General features: G+C 58.0%; 16 protein-coding genes. 4 read left to right on the forward strand and 12 right to left on the reverse strand.

Annotation, left to right across the window (positions count from 1 at the left end):
- Nucleotides 1-5: 5 nt before the first annotated feature.
- Together D3D02_RS13510 and D3D02_RS13515 are read left to right on the forward strand one after the other, a co-directional pair.
- Nucleotides 6-1,781, forward strand: a complete 1,776-nt coding sequence (locus tag D3D02_RS13510; RefSeq protein ID WP_121570519.1) for a PAS domain-containing sensor histidine kinase — start codon at nt 6-8, stop codon at nt 1,779-1,781.
- 209 nt (nt 1,782-1,990) lie between these two features.
- The gene (locus D3D02_RS13515) at nt 1,991-2,203 is read left to right on the forward strand and encodes a hypothetical protein (protein ID WP_121570520.1); all 213 of its coding nucleotides are present in this window, start codon (nt 1,991-1,993) and stop codon (nt 2,201-2,203) included.
- A gap of 136 nt (nt 2,204-2,339) precedes the next feature.
- On the opposite strand, the gene D3D02_RS13520 is transcribed toward D3D02_RS13515, so the two are convergent.
- The 4 genes from D3D02_RS13520 to D3D02_RS13535 all read right to left on the reverse strand — a co-directional run bounded on the left by D3D02_RS13520 (nt 2,340) and on the right by D3D02_RS13535 (nt 9,548).
- Nucleotides 2,340-2,738: a hypothetical protein gene (locus D3D02_RS13520; protein ID WP_121570521.1), complete on the reverse strand. Its 399-nt coding sequence runs from the start codon at nt 2,736-2,738 to the stop codon at nt 2,340-2,342.
- Nucleotides 2,735-3,553, reverse strand: a complete 819-nt coding sequence (locus D3D02_RS13525) for a ParA family protein (protein ID WP_121570522.1) — start codon at nt 3,551-3,553, stop codon at nt 2,735-2,737. Before D3D02_RS13525 ends, D3D02_RS13520 begins: the two co-directional genes overlap by 4 nt.
- A gap of 551 nt (nt 3,554-4,104) precedes the next feature.
- Complete coding sequence (locus tag D3D02_RS13530) at nt 4,105-6,963, reverse strand: exodeoxyribonuclease V subunit beta (protein ID WP_121570523.1); 2,859 nt, start codon at nt 6,961-6,963, stop codon at nt 4,105-4,107.
- Nucleotides 6,960-9,548, reverse strand: a complete 2,589-nt coding sequence (locus tag D3D02_RS13535) for a PD-(D/E)XK nuclease family protein (RefSeq protein WP_199723096.1) — start codon at nt 9,546-9,548, stop codon at nt 6,960-6,962. Before D3D02_RS13535 ends, D3D02_RS13530 begins: the two co-directional genes overlap by 4 nt.
- 174 nt (nt 9,549-9,722) lie before the next feature.
- Between D3D02_RS13535 and D3D02_RS13540 the strand changes: the two genes are divergently transcribed.
- Nucleotides 9,723-10,109: a hypothetical protein gene (locus D3D02_RS13540; RefSeq protein ID WP_121570524.1), complete on the forward strand. Its 387-nt coding sequence runs from the start codon at nt 9,723-9,725 to the stop codon at nt 10,107-10,109.
- A gap of 112 nt (nt 10,110-10,221) precedes the next feature.
- Here D3D02_RS13540 and D3D02_RS13545 read toward each other — a convergent pair whose 3' ends face one another.
- The gene (locus D3D02_RS13545; RefSeq protein ID WP_121570525.1) at nt 10,222-10,611 is read right to left on the reverse strand and encodes a CopG family ribbon-helix-helix protein; all 390 of its coding nucleotides are present in this window, start codon (nt 10,609-10,611) and stop codon (nt 10,222-10,224) included.
- 70 nt (nt 10,612-10,681) lie between these two features.
- Complete coding sequence (locus D3D02_RS13550; protein ID WP_121570526.1) at nt 10,682-11,800, reverse strand: MFS transporter; 1,119 nt, start codon at nt 11,798-11,800, stop codon at nt 10,682-10,684.
- A gap of 338 nt (nt 11,801-12,138) precedes the next feature.
- On the opposite strand from D3D02_RS13550, the gene D3D02_RS13555 reads away from it, so the two are divergent.
- The gene (locus D3D02_RS13555) at nt 12,139-12,426 is read left to right on the forward strand and encodes a hypothetical protein (protein ID WP_147435619.1); all 288 of its coding nucleotides are present in this window, start codon (nt 12,139-12,141) and stop codon (nt 12,424-12,426) included.
- Nucleotides 12,427-12,811: 385 nt separating this feature from the next.
- On the opposite strand, the gene D3D02_RS13565 is transcribed toward D3D02_RS13555, so the two are convergent.
- The 6 genes from D3D02_RS13565 to D3D02_RS13590 all read right to left on the reverse strand — a co-directional run bounded on the left by D3D02_RS13565 (nt 12,812) and on the right by D3D02_RS13590 (nt 16,570).
- Nucleotides 12,812-13,252 carry a DUF4870 domain-containing protein gene (locus D3D02_RS13565; protein WP_121570574.1) on the reverse strand — a complete coding sequence of 147 codons (441 nt, stop codon included), beginning with the start codon at nt 13,250-13,252 and terminating at the stop codon, nt 12,812-12,814.
- Between the two features lie 32 nt (nt 13,253-13,284).
- Complete coding sequence (locus tag D3D02_RS13570; protein WP_121570529.1) at nt 13,285-13,872, reverse strand: hypothetical protein; 588 nt, start codon at nt 13,870-13,872, stop codon at nt 13,285-13,287.
- A gap of 169 nt (nt 13,873-14,041) precedes the next feature.
- Complete coding sequence (locus tag D3D02_RS13575; RefSeq protein WP_121570530.1) at nt 14,042-14,419, reverse strand: helix-turn-helix transcriptional regulator; 378 nt, start codon at nt 14,417-14,419, stop codon at nt 14,042-14,044.
- Between the two features lie 187 nt (nt 14,420-14,606).
- A complete protein-coding gene (locus D3D02_RS13580) occupies nt 14,607-15,536 on the reverse strand; it encodes a permease (protein ID WP_121570531.1) in 930 nt (309 codons plus the stop codon).
- A gap of 4 nt (nt 15,537-15,540) precedes the next feature.
- Nucleotides 15,541-15,783, reverse strand: coding sequence for a thioredoxin family protein (locus D3D02_RS13585; RefSeq protein ID WP_121570532.1), 243 nt, complete (start codon nt 15,781-15,783; stop codon nt 15,541-15,543).
- A 376-nt stretch (nt 15,784-16,159) separates the two neighbouring features.
- Nucleotides 16,160-16,570, reverse strand: a complete 411-nt coding sequence (locus tag D3D02_RS13590; protein ID WP_121570575.1) for a helix-turn-helix domain-containing protein — start codon at nt 16,568-16,570, stop codon at nt 16,160-16,162.
- Between the last annotated feature and the right edge of the window lie 36 nt (nt 16,571-16,606).

A 16,606-nucleotide genomic window follows, 5' to 3' on the forward strand; every position in this document is an offset into this window, starting at 1 on the left:
CGAAGATGGCCAAGATTCAGCTGTTACTCGCCGGAGCGGGAAATCGACAGGCGCTGGCGTCACTCGTATCCGAACCCCACACGCCTGTCACTGCCGAGGAGGTTCAGGAGGCCGACCTCCACCTCGTCGACGAGTCGTCGTTTCCGCAGTACCGCGACGAACTGGAATCGTATAAGCGCCGAAAAGAGCCGGTGTTTTGTCCGGTGGTTCTGATTCGTCGTGAGAACTCGCCGGTCTCGGTTACGCTCCCCGATATCGAGTCCAGCGACCGTCCACTCGTTGTCAACGACGTGGTGACGGCGCCGGTCGGCAAGCAGGCGCTGTTCCGGACGATCTCGAATCTCCTCGTCCGGCGGGCGCAGACGAAAGAGCTCGCTATGGACCTCAAAGAGCAGAACGAACAGCTCCGCGAGGAACGGCGGAAGTATCAGACGCTCGTTGAACAGAGTGAACACGGGATCGCCGTCGCACAGGACGGCGAGTTCGTGTTCGTCAACGAGCAGATGGCGACGATCGTCGAACGAGACTGTGAGGCTCTGGAGGGAATGACCCTCGAGTCGGTCATCGCACCGGAGTATCAACGGCTCGTTCGCAGACGTCACCAGCAGCGAACGAGGGGAGAATCTCCGCCAACCCAGTACGAAATCGCCGTCGTAACGCCACGGGGCGAGCAAAAAGACATCGGGCTGCGAGCGTCACGGATCACGTACGACGGCGAGCCGGCGGTGTTGGCTCTCTTTCGGGACATCACCGCACAAAAGGAGCGCGAACGGGACCTCCGGCAGTTCAAAAACGCCGTCTCCCACGCCGGCCACGCGATTATGATGACTGACACCAATGGCACGATCGAGTACGTCAACCCGGCGTTCGAGGAGATGTCAGGCTACACGGCCGCGGAGGCTATCGGTGAAACCCCGCGCATCCTCAAATCGGGCGATCACGACGAGGCGTTCTACCGCGACCTCTGGGAGACCATCCTCGAGGGCGAAGTCTGGACGAGCGAAACGGTCAACGAACGCAAGTCGGGCGAGCGGATAATCCTCAATCAGACTATCGCTCCGATCCAGAACGGCGATGACGAGATTCAGGGATTCGTTGCTATCCAAGACGACATCACTGACCACCGACTGCGGGAACAACAACTCGTCGTCTTCGATCGGGTGCTCAGACATAATCTCCGCAATAAGGGGACTGCAATCCAAGGATACGCCGACATTCTGGAACAGACGCTCAGTGACGAACAGTCGGTCGAACACCTGCGTACGATCCAGGACAATATCGACTCCCTGCTGGATATCAGCGAGAAAGTACACCACGCCAGACAGATCTTCGCAGACAACATCGAGGAAGCCGACTCCGTTTGCGGGCTAGAAGCCGGTCTCGAGCGGATCCGTGACCGTGTAGAGTCACAGTACACGGAGGGAAATGTCGTCATCCAGGAACTGCCTCCGGAGACAGTCGAAATCGACTCGCGCGTGCTGCCGGGCATTCGCGAGTTTGTCGAGAACGGCGTCAAGCACTCCGATGCCTCCTCGCCACAGGTCGAAATCGCCGCCTCAGTCGACGAGACGACGAGTACGATTTCGGTCGTCGATAACGGTTCCGGAATTCCCGAACAAGAGCAGCGCGTCATCGAGGCCGGAACCGAAGAACCGCTCGAACACGGATCGGGATTAGGACTGTGGTTCGCCTACTGGCTCGTCAGTTACGTCGGCGGAGACATCGACATCCGAACGAGTGACATCGGGACCATCGTCGCGATGACGATCCCCATCCGATAGGCCAGCGCTCCGGCCGAAGAGATGCCGTCTAGCAGATCTATAGCCGTTTCCAACTGATCGTGCACGTGATCGCCCGACGGCGTGCGGTCACGTGAGCGAAGGCGTGCACTCAGTAACTGACGTCGAACTGGACTGCAGCACTGTGCGTGCCCACGCACGAACGAGCGCGGTTTCCCAATACTATTTTACGGAGAATCCTGGGCCCTGATATGGCGGACACACCCGTCGGTGCAATCGACACTCTCCTGGCGGACGCGACAGCGGAAGTCGACGATCCAGAAGTCCGATACAAACTCAGAACCGCACGCCAGCTAACGGATGTTATCGAACAGCATCACGACGACCTCGTTGCGGTAGCCGTGGATGCGACCGGCAGTGACGAAGTCGAAAAGCATCTCCACGCGCGGAGACAGGGCGAGTAACTGTTTCTGGTGAGGGACGCCGGAGATCTCCAACACCCGAAGGACCCCGATAAGTGACGGTTGCGGACGTCACTCCGGGACAATAGCCACTGCCTCGACCTCGACGAGTAACTCCGGATCGATGAGTTGATCCACCTCAATCGTCTTCCAGAGTCGAGAGCCGATCCTGAATTTCATCAGCATCCGCCTTCGAGAGGGCCTCTACGCCGAACTGCACGAGGAGCGGGTAGAAGTGTCGGTTCTTTTTGAACTCGTCTTGACCCGCTTTTCGAAGCGTCAGCTGTGATTCGAGATAGGTGTCCTCCATCTCAGCAAGAATGTTGTCCGGAATGTAGATGGTCCGCCCGTTCCACTCGTCCTTGATATTCGTTTTCGTTGCACTCGTTTCGTTCGTTTCGTTCGAGTCGGATGATTCAGCCGAGGAACTCGTTCCCTCCGTTCCGTTCACTTCACTCGTTTCGCTTGCATCGGCTTCGTCGTCCTCGTCGTCGTAGTTGCCCTCGATACCGGAGGCATCACCCCAGCCGTCAGTCATACGTCAACCTCCGCAGGTGCCGTTTTCTCGAACGTCTCGTCGAACAGGTCGGCGATCTCGTTGAACAGACTCCGCGCGTCTTCGACCCGCTTGTTCTCTTTCCCGAAGCCGAAGACGGACACGCCGTCACCGATCGATTGCGAGAGGTCGGTGCGCTTTGGGATCTCGAAGACAGGGAGCGAGTACGCCGATTTGATCTCCTCGATTGTGTTCCGGTGTTCGGAGTTCTGCTCAACACGGTTACACACGATTGCAAGCCGGTTGATGTCACCGTACGCTGGTTCGAGCGAACCCAACTGCTTCGCGAATATCTGAAGACTGTTGGCGTTGAGTTTCTCGGGGATGACAGGAATCACGACGTTGCTGGTCGCGACGAGGGCGTTATCGGTGAGGACGTTCAGCGAGGGTGGCGTATCGACGATGATGTAGTCGTAGTTCTTGTCGAGTTCGTCGAGTGCCATTCCCAACCGTTCGCGGCTCTTCGGTGCTTCGAGCAGCGTCTGGATGTTTTTGTTGTTCGCGAGTTTCTCACTGGCTGGTAGGATGTCGAACTCCTCGTGTTCGACGATGATGTCGTTCACCGACTCCATCTGATCGAAGTCGAGGACGTCGAAGAGCGTGGTCCGATCGGTGTCGTAGTACAGACCACTGTAGCCGAGAGAGCACGTGAGACCGCCGTGATAGTCGATGTCGACAAGCAGGACGTCGTAGCCGCGTGCTGCGAGTGCGCCACCAGTGTGTATGACGTCGGTTGTCTTTCCCGCGCCACCTTTCTGATTCGCTACCGTGATTCGTGCCGTATTGGTTTCTGTCATTTCTTTTGTTTCTCTCAACTAGTTCGTTTGATTCGTTTCTTTCATTATGCTCGTTTAGTTCGGTGCGTTCAGTGAGGGATTTTCACTCGGTGAGACGGCGACGACGATGTTAAAACCACCCGTTCGTTGTACTCGTTGAATCGAAGTTATTCGTTGAGTTCGTTACACTCGTTTTATTTGTTTTTGATCGGCCTCTTCGTTCACTCTCCTCGTCTCATTCGTTACCTTCGTTTTTCTCAACGAACTCTTCCCATTCGATACGTCGACGAGAGTCCATTGCTGTAAATACATTCGTTCCGATCACTGTTCTCGTTTTATTCGGTGCCTTAGTTTTCATTCGTTCTTCTCATTCTATTCGTTACGTTCGTTTCTACATCCTCAGGCATCTCGACCGATAGCGATGGGGATTGTCCGACTCTTTCTCGAAGTCGATTGCGCTGTGCCGTGCAGCACCGCTGGATGCAGCCCCCCTGAGTTGATTCCTCCGCGATGAAGCCCGTCGAAGAGTAAGGCTGCCCAGTTCGACGAGAATTAGAACGTGTGCAGACCACTTATGCCGCTCTCTCAGAACGGTCGAGAACACTCCGAACAAGATCCGCGATCTCCGCTTCCGACATCGGTTCGACACCGACGCGGGACCCGTCAGCAGTATAGAAGACCCCTGCAGTCACTTCCCGGTCAGAGAACCACTCGTTCAGGACGTGGTAGTACAGGCTGAGTTGCTTCCGGTACTCATCCGCGGCGTGCCGTCCGAGGTCAGTCTTGAAGTCGATGATCTCCACGGTATCGGGACGAATGTGTACGAGGTCGACGACTCCTGAGATGGTGACCTGCTCCCCATCGATGGTGAGTGGGAGATACGCGTCCTCCTCGACCCGTAGTTCTCCGTCAAGCGAGTCCAGGAACGATTTGATATGACGCTCGTCCTCGTTCGAGGGCTCGACGCCGTCTTCCAACACGTACCGTTCGGCAAACTCGTGGGTCTCCGTCCCGAACGCGGTCCCTCTCCCGTCGTCGACGTCCTCGAACACGTCGTCGCGCATCAGCGTGTGTGGCGAGTGTCCGACCGGACCTTCCGGCGTCGGCACGGAAATCTGCAAGTGTGACTGCGCCGTCTCGCTGACGCCGTCTGCTCGAACGTCAGGCTCCAAATCCTCGAGGGCGACCGGGAGTTCCTCGATGAACGTGTTCGGGGACTCACCCGCAGCGAACACGAGATGGCTCTCTGCCCGCGTCATCGCGACGTAGAGCAAGCGGCGTTCCTCGTCGTACCCACGCGGGAGGCACTTCTGCAAGACATCGACCCGCCAGTTGTCGTGAATGTGAGGATACCCGTGGTCGTCGGCGTAGAGCTTCCGCTGGCGTAACCCGATCGGATCGTCGAACGTGATCGCGTTACTGTTCCCACCCGACGGTGGGAAGCGACGAGCGTTCATATTCGCGAGCACGACGATGGGGTGTTCGAGCCCCTTCGCCGCGTGGATGGTCTGGACAGTCACCGAGTTCAGACCAGCGCTCGCGTGGACCTCGTGGGTGCTTCCATCATCGATGCCGCGTTCGATGAACCGAATGAGGTCTCCTCGGGTCAACGTCGTCGCGTTGTGGACAGACTGTATCGTCGTCAGCAGCACGTCGGCATACGCCCCGTCGTAGTCGTACTGGGAGAACACGCGCTGGGCAACCCCACCGACCGTCTCCAGCGACGCAAGCTCCGACTTGAATGCCCGCATATTGTCGGGGTACTTCTCGCTCTCGAGGATGTGTTTGACCTCGTCGAGCGTGTACCCGGCTTCCTCGAGTACGACCGCCCAGCCTCGCTCGGCATCGGATTCGAGGATCCGCAGCCACGCTAAGAGGAGCTTTGCCGGATCGGAACGGAACAACTCGATGCCACCCTCGTACGCCATCGGCAACCCATACTCCTCGGCAACAGAGAGGAGTTCTCGGCCGAAGTCACGAGTCCGGGTGAGGACCGCGATGTCACCGTACTCCGGGCAGCGAAGGTCGCCGTCCTCCTCGATCTGATACGCGTCGTTCCCGACGATCTCCTGAATCTTGGTCAGGACGGTCTCGTGTTCGTCTTCGTGTTGGACCGCCTCGATGTGGGAGTTCTCGTGCGAGGCGTTCGAGGAAAGTGACACGATGCGGTCTCGGACGGCAGCCTCGTCGACGTCGTCCGTGCTCGCCGCGGGTGTCACCAGACTGTGTTCGGAGAAGTCGAGGATGTCCTGCGTCGACCGATAGTTCTCGACGAGCTCGATGTCGATGATCGGGCGTGTCGCCCACGACACGCGCTCGTGGTCTTCGTTGAGTTCGTCGACGAACCGGTCCAGTCGAGACTCGAATTCGGTGATGTTCTCCACGGCGGCGTACTGGAACGAGTAGATGCTCTGTTTCCAGTCGCCGACGATACAGACGTTGTTCGTATCCGCGAGCAAGAGTGCGAGTTTGAACTGGATCTCGCTGGAGTCCTGAAACTCGTCGATCATCACGTACTCGAAGGCGACGTCGTCGCGGAGTCGGTGATCTTCACAGAGTACGACGAACGCGAACAGTTGGAGGAAGCCGAAATTGAGGTAGTTGCGGCTGAGCGCGAACGCTACGTACTCGTGATAGACGTCGTGGACAAAGTTCTTGAGATCCTCTCGCTGTTCCTCGAACGCGAGCTGGGCGACGGCAGCAGGCACCTCCTTTTCTCCCCATCCACCGCGAATCGCCTCTTTCTCGGGTGCGTCCGGGAGATAGCACTTACCCTTCCCGTAGTCGCCGAGCTTCGAGCGCAGCGTGGACTGCTTGCTCCCGTCGTTTCGAGGTTGGTTCTGCTCGTCGAAGATCTCCCGGAACGACCCGAAGTCACCATCCAGATATCGCTCGCCGTTGCGATACCAGCCCTCGGCCGTCGGGAAGACACCTTTTGCGGCAAGCTGATTGATCAATCCGAGAAGTTCGACCGGGTCCTCGACGGCGCGGAAGAAGTCGTCGTACTCGGGGTGATCGTCGCTGAAGCGCCGGATGAACTCGCGGAACTGTGCCTTCTCGACGTTCTCGTCTTCGAGCACCCGCGTCGATCCGGTGATGCGGTCGTCGATGCCGAGACGCGTCGGTGCCTCGAAGCCGTGCTCCATCAGGATGTCGTGACAGAGGCTGTGGAACGTCTGTATCGGCGCCTCAGAGAGCTCACGCATTCCGTAGTCACAGTGGGCGACGATTCGGTCTTTCATCTCCGCGGCCGCGTTGTTGGTGAACGTTACGAGGAGGACGTCCTCGGGCTCGACGTTGTCTTGGTCGACGATTTCGGCGTAGCGGCGGGTGACCGTGAACGTCTTTCCGGTCCCGGCACCGGCGTCGACGACGTGGATTCCCTGTTTGCTGTCGATGAGGTCTTGCTGACGATCGTTCGGCGAGGTCATCGCGATCCGTCCTCCAGGATACAGTCCCGGTTGTCCACGTACCGGTAGTTCGGGTCGCCGGAGAGCCCCTGTACCGGGAAGCGCTCGTCGCCGGCACGGCGGGTGTTCAGTTCTGCAAGGCGATCCTGGACGAACTGTTCGAACGCGTCCACGTCGCCGGTGAAGTAGTTCTGGTTGCGAATTCGAAGCAAGTGTCTCAGTGCCTGCTTACAGCCGTTTTTCACGTACTTGTAGTCTCCAACGTCGGCAATCAATCGCGCAGTGAGTGCACCGGCGAACTCCGACTCGATGAGTTCGTCGCTGTCGCGGGTGTCTGGGAACTCCTGGCCGTCCAACACAGACCGATACACCTCGTACGACGATTTCGAGAAGGTCTTGTTACAGTCGTTCGCGGCGTCTTCCTGCAGCTCGGTGAAGACAGCGGGGCTCGCGATGTACTCCTCGTAGGTGACGGGATAGTAGGTCACCGTCGTGAGGCAGTCCTCCAGAGCGCCCTCTCCTCTCACGACGTCGTCGAGCGTCTCCAGGAAGTGGAAGAACGTGAACTGCAGTTCCTCATCTGGGTGCTCAGTCCGCTGGTGGGCGAGATAGAGGAGTGCTTGAAAGTTCGGTTTGTCGCTCGGGGGATCGGTCGCCGAGTGCTTGACGACCGAGTATGCCGACTTCTTCGAGCCGCTCTTGTAATCGAGGAGTCGGGTGGGACTGTGAACGAGGTCGATCTTCCCCTTCAGTCCGAGGCCGGTGTTCTCGAACCAGCGTTCGGTGTGTGAAGACTCGATGGGGCGGTCGTAGTATTCGGCGAAGAAGTTCTCGCTCCGGCCACTGTCGGGCGTCGCCAACTCATCGCCCTGCGGCGGGTTCGTATCGAGGTATTCGGCGATCGTCTGGAGGCCGACGCGGTATTTGGTGCGTCGGACCTCTCGGTCGACGCCGCGGAGGAACGGGTCGACTTCGTCGAGAATGAGTGTCGCGACCTCCTCAAGTGTCTCGGGCGTGACGACGCTTGGATGCGAGACGTAGAACTCTGCGAAGTCGTGGAACAGATTGCCCTCCCTGAAGTGGTCTTTGTCCGGATTGTCGAGGAGTCGACTGAAGAAGTAATCGCGGGGGGAGTTGACGTACGTATTCAGACTGGACTGGCTGAGTGCGCTGACGTCTTCGGGAGAGACATCGAGCGGTTCTTTCTCGAACCCATCCTGCGTCGGTCGCGATGTTCGTGAATGTCGCAGTGAGTCCAGGTCACTGAATCGGTCGAACTCAGCATCGAACAGTTCCTCGAAGTACAGACACGGAGTGACGGGCGTTCCACCGGCGGTGTCCTGCACGAGGTAGTACTGCTCGACACCGTTCTGTAGGAGTCGTTGGAACTGCCGGATGTTCCGCTCGAACTCTTGATCGTTATCGACCCACGGGCGGCGGGGCGACGAATGCGTCCATCCCTCGTCAAGCCCGAGATAGAACACGACGGTGCGGTCGACGTGCCCGGCTGATTTCGCATCGGCCAGCAGAACGCCCTCGTTTTCGCGATCGATCGGGACGTCGTAGGACTGTAGATAGAATTCGAGTCGGTCAACCGCCGGTTCGGTGACGGGATCGTCGAGGAGGCCGAGCGTCGAAAGTTCGTCTCTGAAGGCGTCGACATCGGCACCGATGACGGCCTCGAATGCGTCGGTGGCGTCCGCGAAGGTGCAGGAACGGACCTCTTCACGGAACTCGTGGAACCACTCGATTCCCGAGTGGTCGAGGTCGACGAGCCGCTTCTCGTCGTGCTCGATGTCGATTGGCATCCCGGGTTGGGAGAGGAGTGGTCGAACATCGCCAACTCGCGTATCTCGGCCAGCGCGTGCACTTCGGAGGAGTTGCAGAAATGCGCGGTGGCGAGTATCGTCGCTGAACCCCGGGCCGCCGTAGTAGGGGATGTCGACTGCGTCCAGCGCCGACTCGATGAGCGGGGAATACTGACTGGCAGCATCGAGGACGACGGCCACGTCGTCGGCGTTCTCGTGCGTTACGGTATCGAGGACAGCATCGACAATTGCGGCCGGCGAATCGAGGATTCGGAACGGTGGCTGATCGAACGGGTCCTCGGAGAACGGGTCGATCGTCTCGTAGGTTGGGGGAAGAATCGAGCGTTCGAGTTCGGTGAGTTGCTTTAATCCGATGACAGCGACCGACGTGTCGGCGTCGATCGTGTACTCGGTAAGCCGTTTGGACGTCGTATCCATCTCCGCGATGCAGTCGACCGCAGTGTGCGTCGGGTCCGTCGCGAACTGCCCGTAGTCGAGAACGGCTTCGGCCGTCCCCTGGTACTCCCAGCACTGGAGGATGTTCCCGACCGCGTAGGACGCCTCCTTCCAGTCGAGATCGGTCGCCTTGATGACTTCGAGAAACGCGAGCCGGTCCTCGGCCTCTTCTCGCCGTCTGGCAGCGAGTCGACGTGGTGTGATCGCGAAAGCTCCGAAGTGGGGGTGGTCGAGACGCCGGTTCAGGGCGCTTGCCATCGGCGCATCCGGCACGAGCACGAGGTCGAACTCCTTGCACTCCTCGTAGAGCGAATCGATAGACTTCGCTCGCGTAATTGACACGGACTATCGGACTCAGGTGGGTTTCAAAAATGTGTCGTCAAGACTGCTCGGATGGGTGCATCACGCGCTCATCAACACGCTGGCCACGACGTAGAGGTCTCGAGTAGAACCGTATTACGCAATCTGGAGTCGGATATAACAGTCTTTATCCCTCGCTAACCGCTCCGTAGTATTGTGGGAAATAAACAAAATCAATCGACAGGTCGGATCGGATCTCTTACCCAGGTCCAGTGGCTAGCAGTTGTGTTAGTCGTCATTACTGGCGTCCTCCACGTGTATGCTGGTATCGTCGAGGGGCGGGCTCCTGTTGCACTCGCAGGCGTCGGCTACGCTGGTGCACTTGTGCTCTTTTTCCTCGACTATCGCCGGCGACTGCTCTACCTGATCGGGATTCCGTATACGGCCGTGCAGTTCCCCCTCTGGATCGTGGCCAAGTCAGAGTACGGGATGATCGACTACGTTGACAAGGCGGTCCAGGTCGTCTTGATCCTCGTGTTGCTCTACCTCTATCTGAACACGCGGTCCGAGTCGACCGGGAACACGGCAACGACAGCGGACTGATACTGTCGGACAGCAATTCGTGAATTATGTTGGCACCCACGGGGTGCCGATGATTTTCACATCGTTCTGTCCGACAGTATGAGCGAGCGAATTTCCGGGGCGTCTGCCGCGCTCAGTTATCCCGAATCACCATTATCTTCACTCGGTTCACGCCGTCGAAGTCACGGAGGCGGTAGGTCAACTCTCGAACGCGGTCGCCGGCCCCCTGGCAGAATAAGGATTCGAGACACCACTCGCCCTGGTGTGTGTGACTCGTGTTGAGAATCACATCTTGATACTCGTGTTGGACCGCGTGGAGTTCTCCGATCACCTCGTGATGGCGGTAGTCGAAGGCGACGAGCGCGATAACGTCTCCGCTGAGGTCTTCGAGTCGAGAATGCGATTCGATGTACTCCTGCATCGCCTCGCGAACTGCTCGGGACCGATTATCCAGTCCCTCGTCTTGCCAGACCCGATCGAACTCCTCGAGGATCGCATCCGGGATATTGAAACTCGTTCGCATCGGGTGCTTTTCGGACTACCCGTACAAGAGTCCCGAGTATGCTCTCTCGGTGAGTCGACAGTCATAGCCGCTATCTCTCGATGGGTGCCTCCCAGAGCAAGATTCCAACCGAGCCGACGATCAGCACGACACCGGCCACAGCGAGTGCGAACAGAGGCGAGACAACGTCGGAGATGACGCCACTCCCGAGTTGGAACGGGACGACGGCGAGGCCACTGACCATCGCCATCGCACTGAGCACGGTCGCCCGGCCCATCGTCTCGATGCGGTCGTTGATGTACTGGCCAGCGAACGACCGCGTCACGTCCGAAAGCCCGCGGATCAGCAGGAACGTCGGCAGCGCGAGTACCGGCACGAAGTACATCCCCACCAGTGCGCCGCCGACGACGAAGGGCAGCCACAGAAACCACGTTCGGAGCCCGAGGCGCGCACGAATCGCACCAGTGTAGTAGCTCAGCCCTGCGCCGAAGAGACTGTACGCCGCGTAGAACCACCCGAGCAGTGACCTCACTCGCGACTGCGAGACGCCGAAGTCGAGGACAATCGTCTCGAAGATCGGTTGAAGAAACACGAACACCAGATACGTCACTGCCGCGTAGAGGACGTAATAATACAGCACGAACGCCCGTATATTCCGTTGTGAGATGGTCCGTCGGATGATCGAGAGCGTACGACGAAAGCTCAGTTTCGTGGAGTCCGTTCGTTCGTAGGTCGCGGGCTCGTCTATCGTCAGGAGGACACCCACGCCAGTTGCCGTGACCCCGGCAGCGACGAACCATGGATACGACAGATCGATACTGCCCAGGTAGCCCCCGACGATTGCCGCTCCAGCGCCGATCGCTAGGGCGACGGATTCGCCGCGGCCACGGACGTGCGCGAACTCGTCCTCGGAGAGGCCGTCGGTGAGCGTATCGTACAGCCACGCGTCTTCACTTCCCGAGCGGAAGTTGTAGCCCATCGACCAACAGACGTACAGTGCCGCGAGCGCCCAGAACGAACTGGATAGTCCGATTCCGAGCAATGTGACCGAGATGATCGCGGTTCCGGTCAGGAGGCTATTGCGTCGACCGACCCGGTCACCGATGTAGCCAGTCGGAATTTCACCTAGCAGCGTCGTCAGATTGTATATCGCTTCGAGGATGGCGATTTGCGTAAAATTGAGCCCCTGAGCGAGAAAGAAGAGATACATAATTGGCCGATAAAACTCGACGGCCTTCGTCGATTTGTAGAGATAGTACTTCAGAACGCTCGCTGGAGGAAGATCAGATGCACTCCAGAATAGAACAGCCATACTGGTGATGGATATTCTGGAGAAATGGATGTTGTGTTATGATTTATCTGAAATTTCGTAATACGGCTCCATCGAGTGAGTAGAGTCGGGATTCATTATCTGCTATTCCTGGTCTGACACACTCTGCGATACCGATGCTTCCTGCGCAGCATAGTGGGGGCGTGTTGGACCGTGTATGCCCTTGCTGCTGATCATCCGAACGTTGAAGAACACTGCCTATGCCTCGTGTGGTAACTGTGGTCGAGTACGAGCAGTGCAGATATACCCACGAAATTAGCGATGAGGGCACTGATGTCGAGATCTTCGAGCACACAGACGCCAGCGAGTGGTCGTGTCACCACCCATCAGGTGACGACTCGAAGTATTGCCTGTTTCAGATAGAGTTCTCGTTGTCTGGTCGGTTGCGGATCTGTCGTCGGGTTCTGTGGGCGAGAAACAGTTGCAGAGTGGTGTCACAACACGCGAGTGATACTGTCGGACAGAACGATGTGGAAATCATCGGCACCCCGTGGGTGCCAATATGATTCACGAACCTCTGTCCGACAGTATGAGACATCCGCGCTCAGGGGATGGCAGTACGGTTCCTTGGATGCTCACTCAGTGAGACGGGTGGTCCTCAAACAAGCCGGGCATCACCACCGCGACTGGAAGAATGAGCACCGCGATCCCCAACAGCAATAGCGGTCCGAGCTGTGGATCTAGCCCGATAAATGATGCAACTGCTGTTGCGATCGGGCGCGTTTCTTTCTCGAGGCCTTGGCCAGCGATCCCAGTCGATGCGATCGCGATGCCGGCCGTGATGAGGGCTGGTGGGCCACCCGCTTTCAGCGCCCGGACAGGTCGATTGGCGGGGCCTTGCTTAGACATCTGCGGTAATATCCTGGATAATTGTCAGGTTCATTGTGAGACTTAGTTGATGAACTCCCGGGCAAGCGGGTACTCCCAGGAGGTTCCGAAGATCGCTTTGATCGTTGCGACGAGCGTGAAGAGACTTGTCAGAAGCCACGCCAACCCGGCAGCGAACAGTAACACCGTCCCCAGCAGGCCGACAATATTGGCGAGTGGCCCGGGGAGTGGTGACCACGAGACCATCTCGCCGCCAACTGTCATCGTATCCGCACCCAAGAGGAACGTCAGGAACGCACCGAAACTGAGAAGCAACACCGAAAAGTGCCAGTTCAGCGCGTTTCGCGCGTTCGCTTTGGTGAACGGGTGATCAGAGACGAGGTAGACGAGTCCAGCTCCGATAACCCCTGTAAAGAGGGCTAATAGATGGACAGCGATACCACCGATGGAACGTTTAGTTAGCAGTTCGGGACCACGATCGGGCGTCATTGTGTCTGTATCCATATGTGTGATGGGGAGGATAGCTTCAGCTCTATTCACGTCGTCGGCAGGAGGTGTAACGGGCCAAACCGACTGCGGACCCGATGGACGATTCGTTCGGTGACCAGCAGAATGCCGCTGAACACGAGTACGTTGAACGCCGTCGCCCACAGTGCAATATCGCTCTCGAGGCCGGGATCGAGACCCAGGATGGTCAACAGGCTTCCAGCAGCCAACAGGGCGAGTGACAACTGAAAGCCAGCGAGAACGAGTGTTCGCACCCCGACTGTATCCTGTAGTGTCAGGAAGCCACGAGTGGAGAGCCGATCGAGCGGGGACTCGGCTGTGAGTGCACGTTTCCCTTCCGGCGAGAGTGGCCACTCCGAGTCGGGATACTTGATGTAGTAGAGGGTGACCGAATCAGGATACGCTTCGGTCGCCACTACATCGAGCTCCTGGAGTTCATTCAGTCGGTTCCGAACTGTGGCTTTACTCACATCGGGTTTCACGCGCGAGGCGAGTTGCCGACTCGAAAAGAACGGCCGATCGGCTTCGAGCATCGTCTCGACAACGTGTTCTTGTGTGAGCGTGTTATCGAGATTACTGTCGATACGCCTGTCGATCCAGTTCGGGGTGGGGACCACAGCGAACTGACGTATGACAGGGGGATAGAAAAAATGCCGTCCAGATTTCGCGGCCGCAAAACGGTGTTTGTAGCCCTTGAAACGGCTAAATCAGAGCTTAAGTGTGGGATACGACCGGCACCCAGGGCCACAGCACCTACTGAGACGAGCGGTGAAAAGATCTGTCCGTCTACTGGCTTTCGGCGAGTGCGTGTGCGACGTCGAGCAACTGGAACACAGCAGTATCGCCGATTCGGTAGTACGTCCACTTGCCTTGCCGGCGTGTCTTCACGAGGCCGACGTCTTTGAGCTCGCGTAGGTGACTAGCGACCGTCGATTGCGGGGCATCCAAGACGACCTGGAGTTCACACGCACAGAGTTCACCGTCTCGGAGTGCTTCAAGAATTCGGAGCCGGTGCTCGTTCGCTAACGCTTTGAAGACTGAACGTTGTGCATCGACGTGCTGATCGTCCGGAGCGAGCTCGAACAGTGATTTCAATCGGTTTTCGGGGTTCTCGTAGAGGCGATCGAGCGTCTGTCGCGTCGATTCGGGTACTGAATCACTCATTTTGTGGGTTGGTGCTTTACGGGCGTTCTCGATTGGGGGCGTCGCTGTCGGTACGGTTATTGGTTCCGTCGTGCTGAGATCGAAACGCCAACGGCCGTGTGTACTTTATAGATCGGTCGTCCTCGGTATGATACTGACGGTCAGGTAGTAGGCGATCTTCGAGTCGGGAGGTGGTGGCGACGCTGTACTACAGCAGGAGGTTGAACAGCAACCCAATCACCACGATCCCCGATGCGACTGTCACCGCGAACGACGCGATGAGCTCTTTCTTCATCACTTTCTTGAGAATCATAAACTGCGGGAGCGAGAGTGCGGCGACGGACATCATAAACGCGAGTCCAGTCCCGACCGGCAGCCCCTTTCCGATGAGCGATTCGACGACCGGGATCACACCAAGAATATTGGTGTAGATCGGCACGCCGACAGCGACGGCGCCGAAGACACCAAGAGGCCCAGACAGGTATTCGGTAACGATCGTCTGCGGCACGAAGCCGTGAATGACGGCCCCGATTCCGACACCGACCACGACGTACGGCACGATGTCGGTGATGATGTCTTTCGCCTCCACATACGCTTGCCGTGCGCGCTCCCGGTGCGTCGGCTCGTCGACGTCGACGTCAGAGTTGCCAAAGTCGAACTCCTTGATGTACCGATCGAGGCCGGCCTTGTTCAGGACGAACCCGCTCGTCATCCCGATCGTGATGCCGCTCACAGCGTACAGTGCGGTCAGCTCGAAGCCGACCACGCCAGGCAGCACGACGAGTGCGGCCTCGTTGATCATCGGCGAGACGGCAAGGAACGTCATCGTGACGCCGAATGGAAGCCCGGCTCCGACCATCCCGAGAAAGATCGGAATCGTCGAACACGAACAGAATGGCGAGACGATGCCGAGCAGTGCCGCGAGGACGTAGCCCGTAATCGCCCGCTTGCCAGAAAGATAGTCTCTGATCTTTTCGGGCGGGAAGTACGTCCGCAGGTAACCGACGCCGAAGATCACCGCCACGAGCAAGGCGAGGATCTTCAGCGTGTCGTAGACCCAGAAGTGGACTGCTGCTCTGGGTGCTCCGGTCAGACCGAGCGCGTCGACGACCCAGGTCGCGAACTGCTCGAAGACCATCCTGTTACAGGTGCTCCTCGATGTACGCTTTCAGCTCGGCTTCAGGCGGGTTCGAGCCGGTGAACACCATCTCATCGTCGATCTCGAATCCGGGCGTGGACATAATTCCCTTCTCAGCGAGCGCCACGGTGTCGCCAACTTTCTCGACGACGGCGTCGAATCCGTGTTCGTCGACGACGTTCTGCGTCTTGTCTCTCAGGTTTGCACAGTTGCTACAACCGTCTGGTCCGTAGATCGTGATTTGCATAAGTCACCTCTGACAGCCCGACACCGACCTAATGACTGCAGACAGACGTTCTCACCTGTCGATTGGACCGGCCTCTGGCTGCCATTCATATCGATAATTCTCGGTATGGCACAAGTACGTTTCGGTAATTTTCGATCTGTACGTGGCTGAGGGGCATCCGACAGCTGTGCTCGCAAGAGATGTGCTTCCGCTACCAAGGCGTTTCAACGATCTAGGCTCCGTGAAATCAGTATCTGCCGATCAAAGTGGATTCTGTTCTGGTGAGAACTGTTAGCGGATGTATCGACTAGAGACGATTCGTATACTGGAACGTTAGAAAGCTAATCGGTCTGTTCAGAATCGAGAGGTGGCCGGACCTGAAGAAATCGCTCGTTCGTCAACAGCGGTCAGCGACTGTCACACACCCGTCTGTGAGGGCTTCAGTCCGACACTCCGTGCTGCTGGTGCAGTCCTCGCTGGGGGTCGCACGCTCGGGCCGCTCTTTGAGTTCGACGAGCGATTCTAGCTGTTGCAGGTGTCCAGCAATTTCGGCCCCCTGATCAGTGAGTGCGTACGTCGTGGTCGGCGGCGTCGTGTCCGTGACAGTGCGCTCTACGAGACCGTGGCAGGCGAGCTCTTTGAGTCGCTGAGAGCACATTGGCGCTGTGAGACCATCGAGTGCGTCCACGATTGCGTTGAACCCGTGTGAGTCCTCGGACAGCAACCGGAGGATGTGAAACGTCCACTTTGGCCCGAGGATGTCCTGTAAGCCGTGCCACGTCTGTTGCCACCGCTCTGTCTCGGCCATCACCTCTATGCCAATACCTGCACTGGAATATACGTT

This window comes from Halobellus sp. Atlit-38R (assembly GCF_003665925.1).
Taxonomy (GTDB): Archaea; Halobacteriota; Halobacteria; order Halobacteriales; family Haloferacaceae; genus Haloquadratum; species Haloquadratum inordinatus.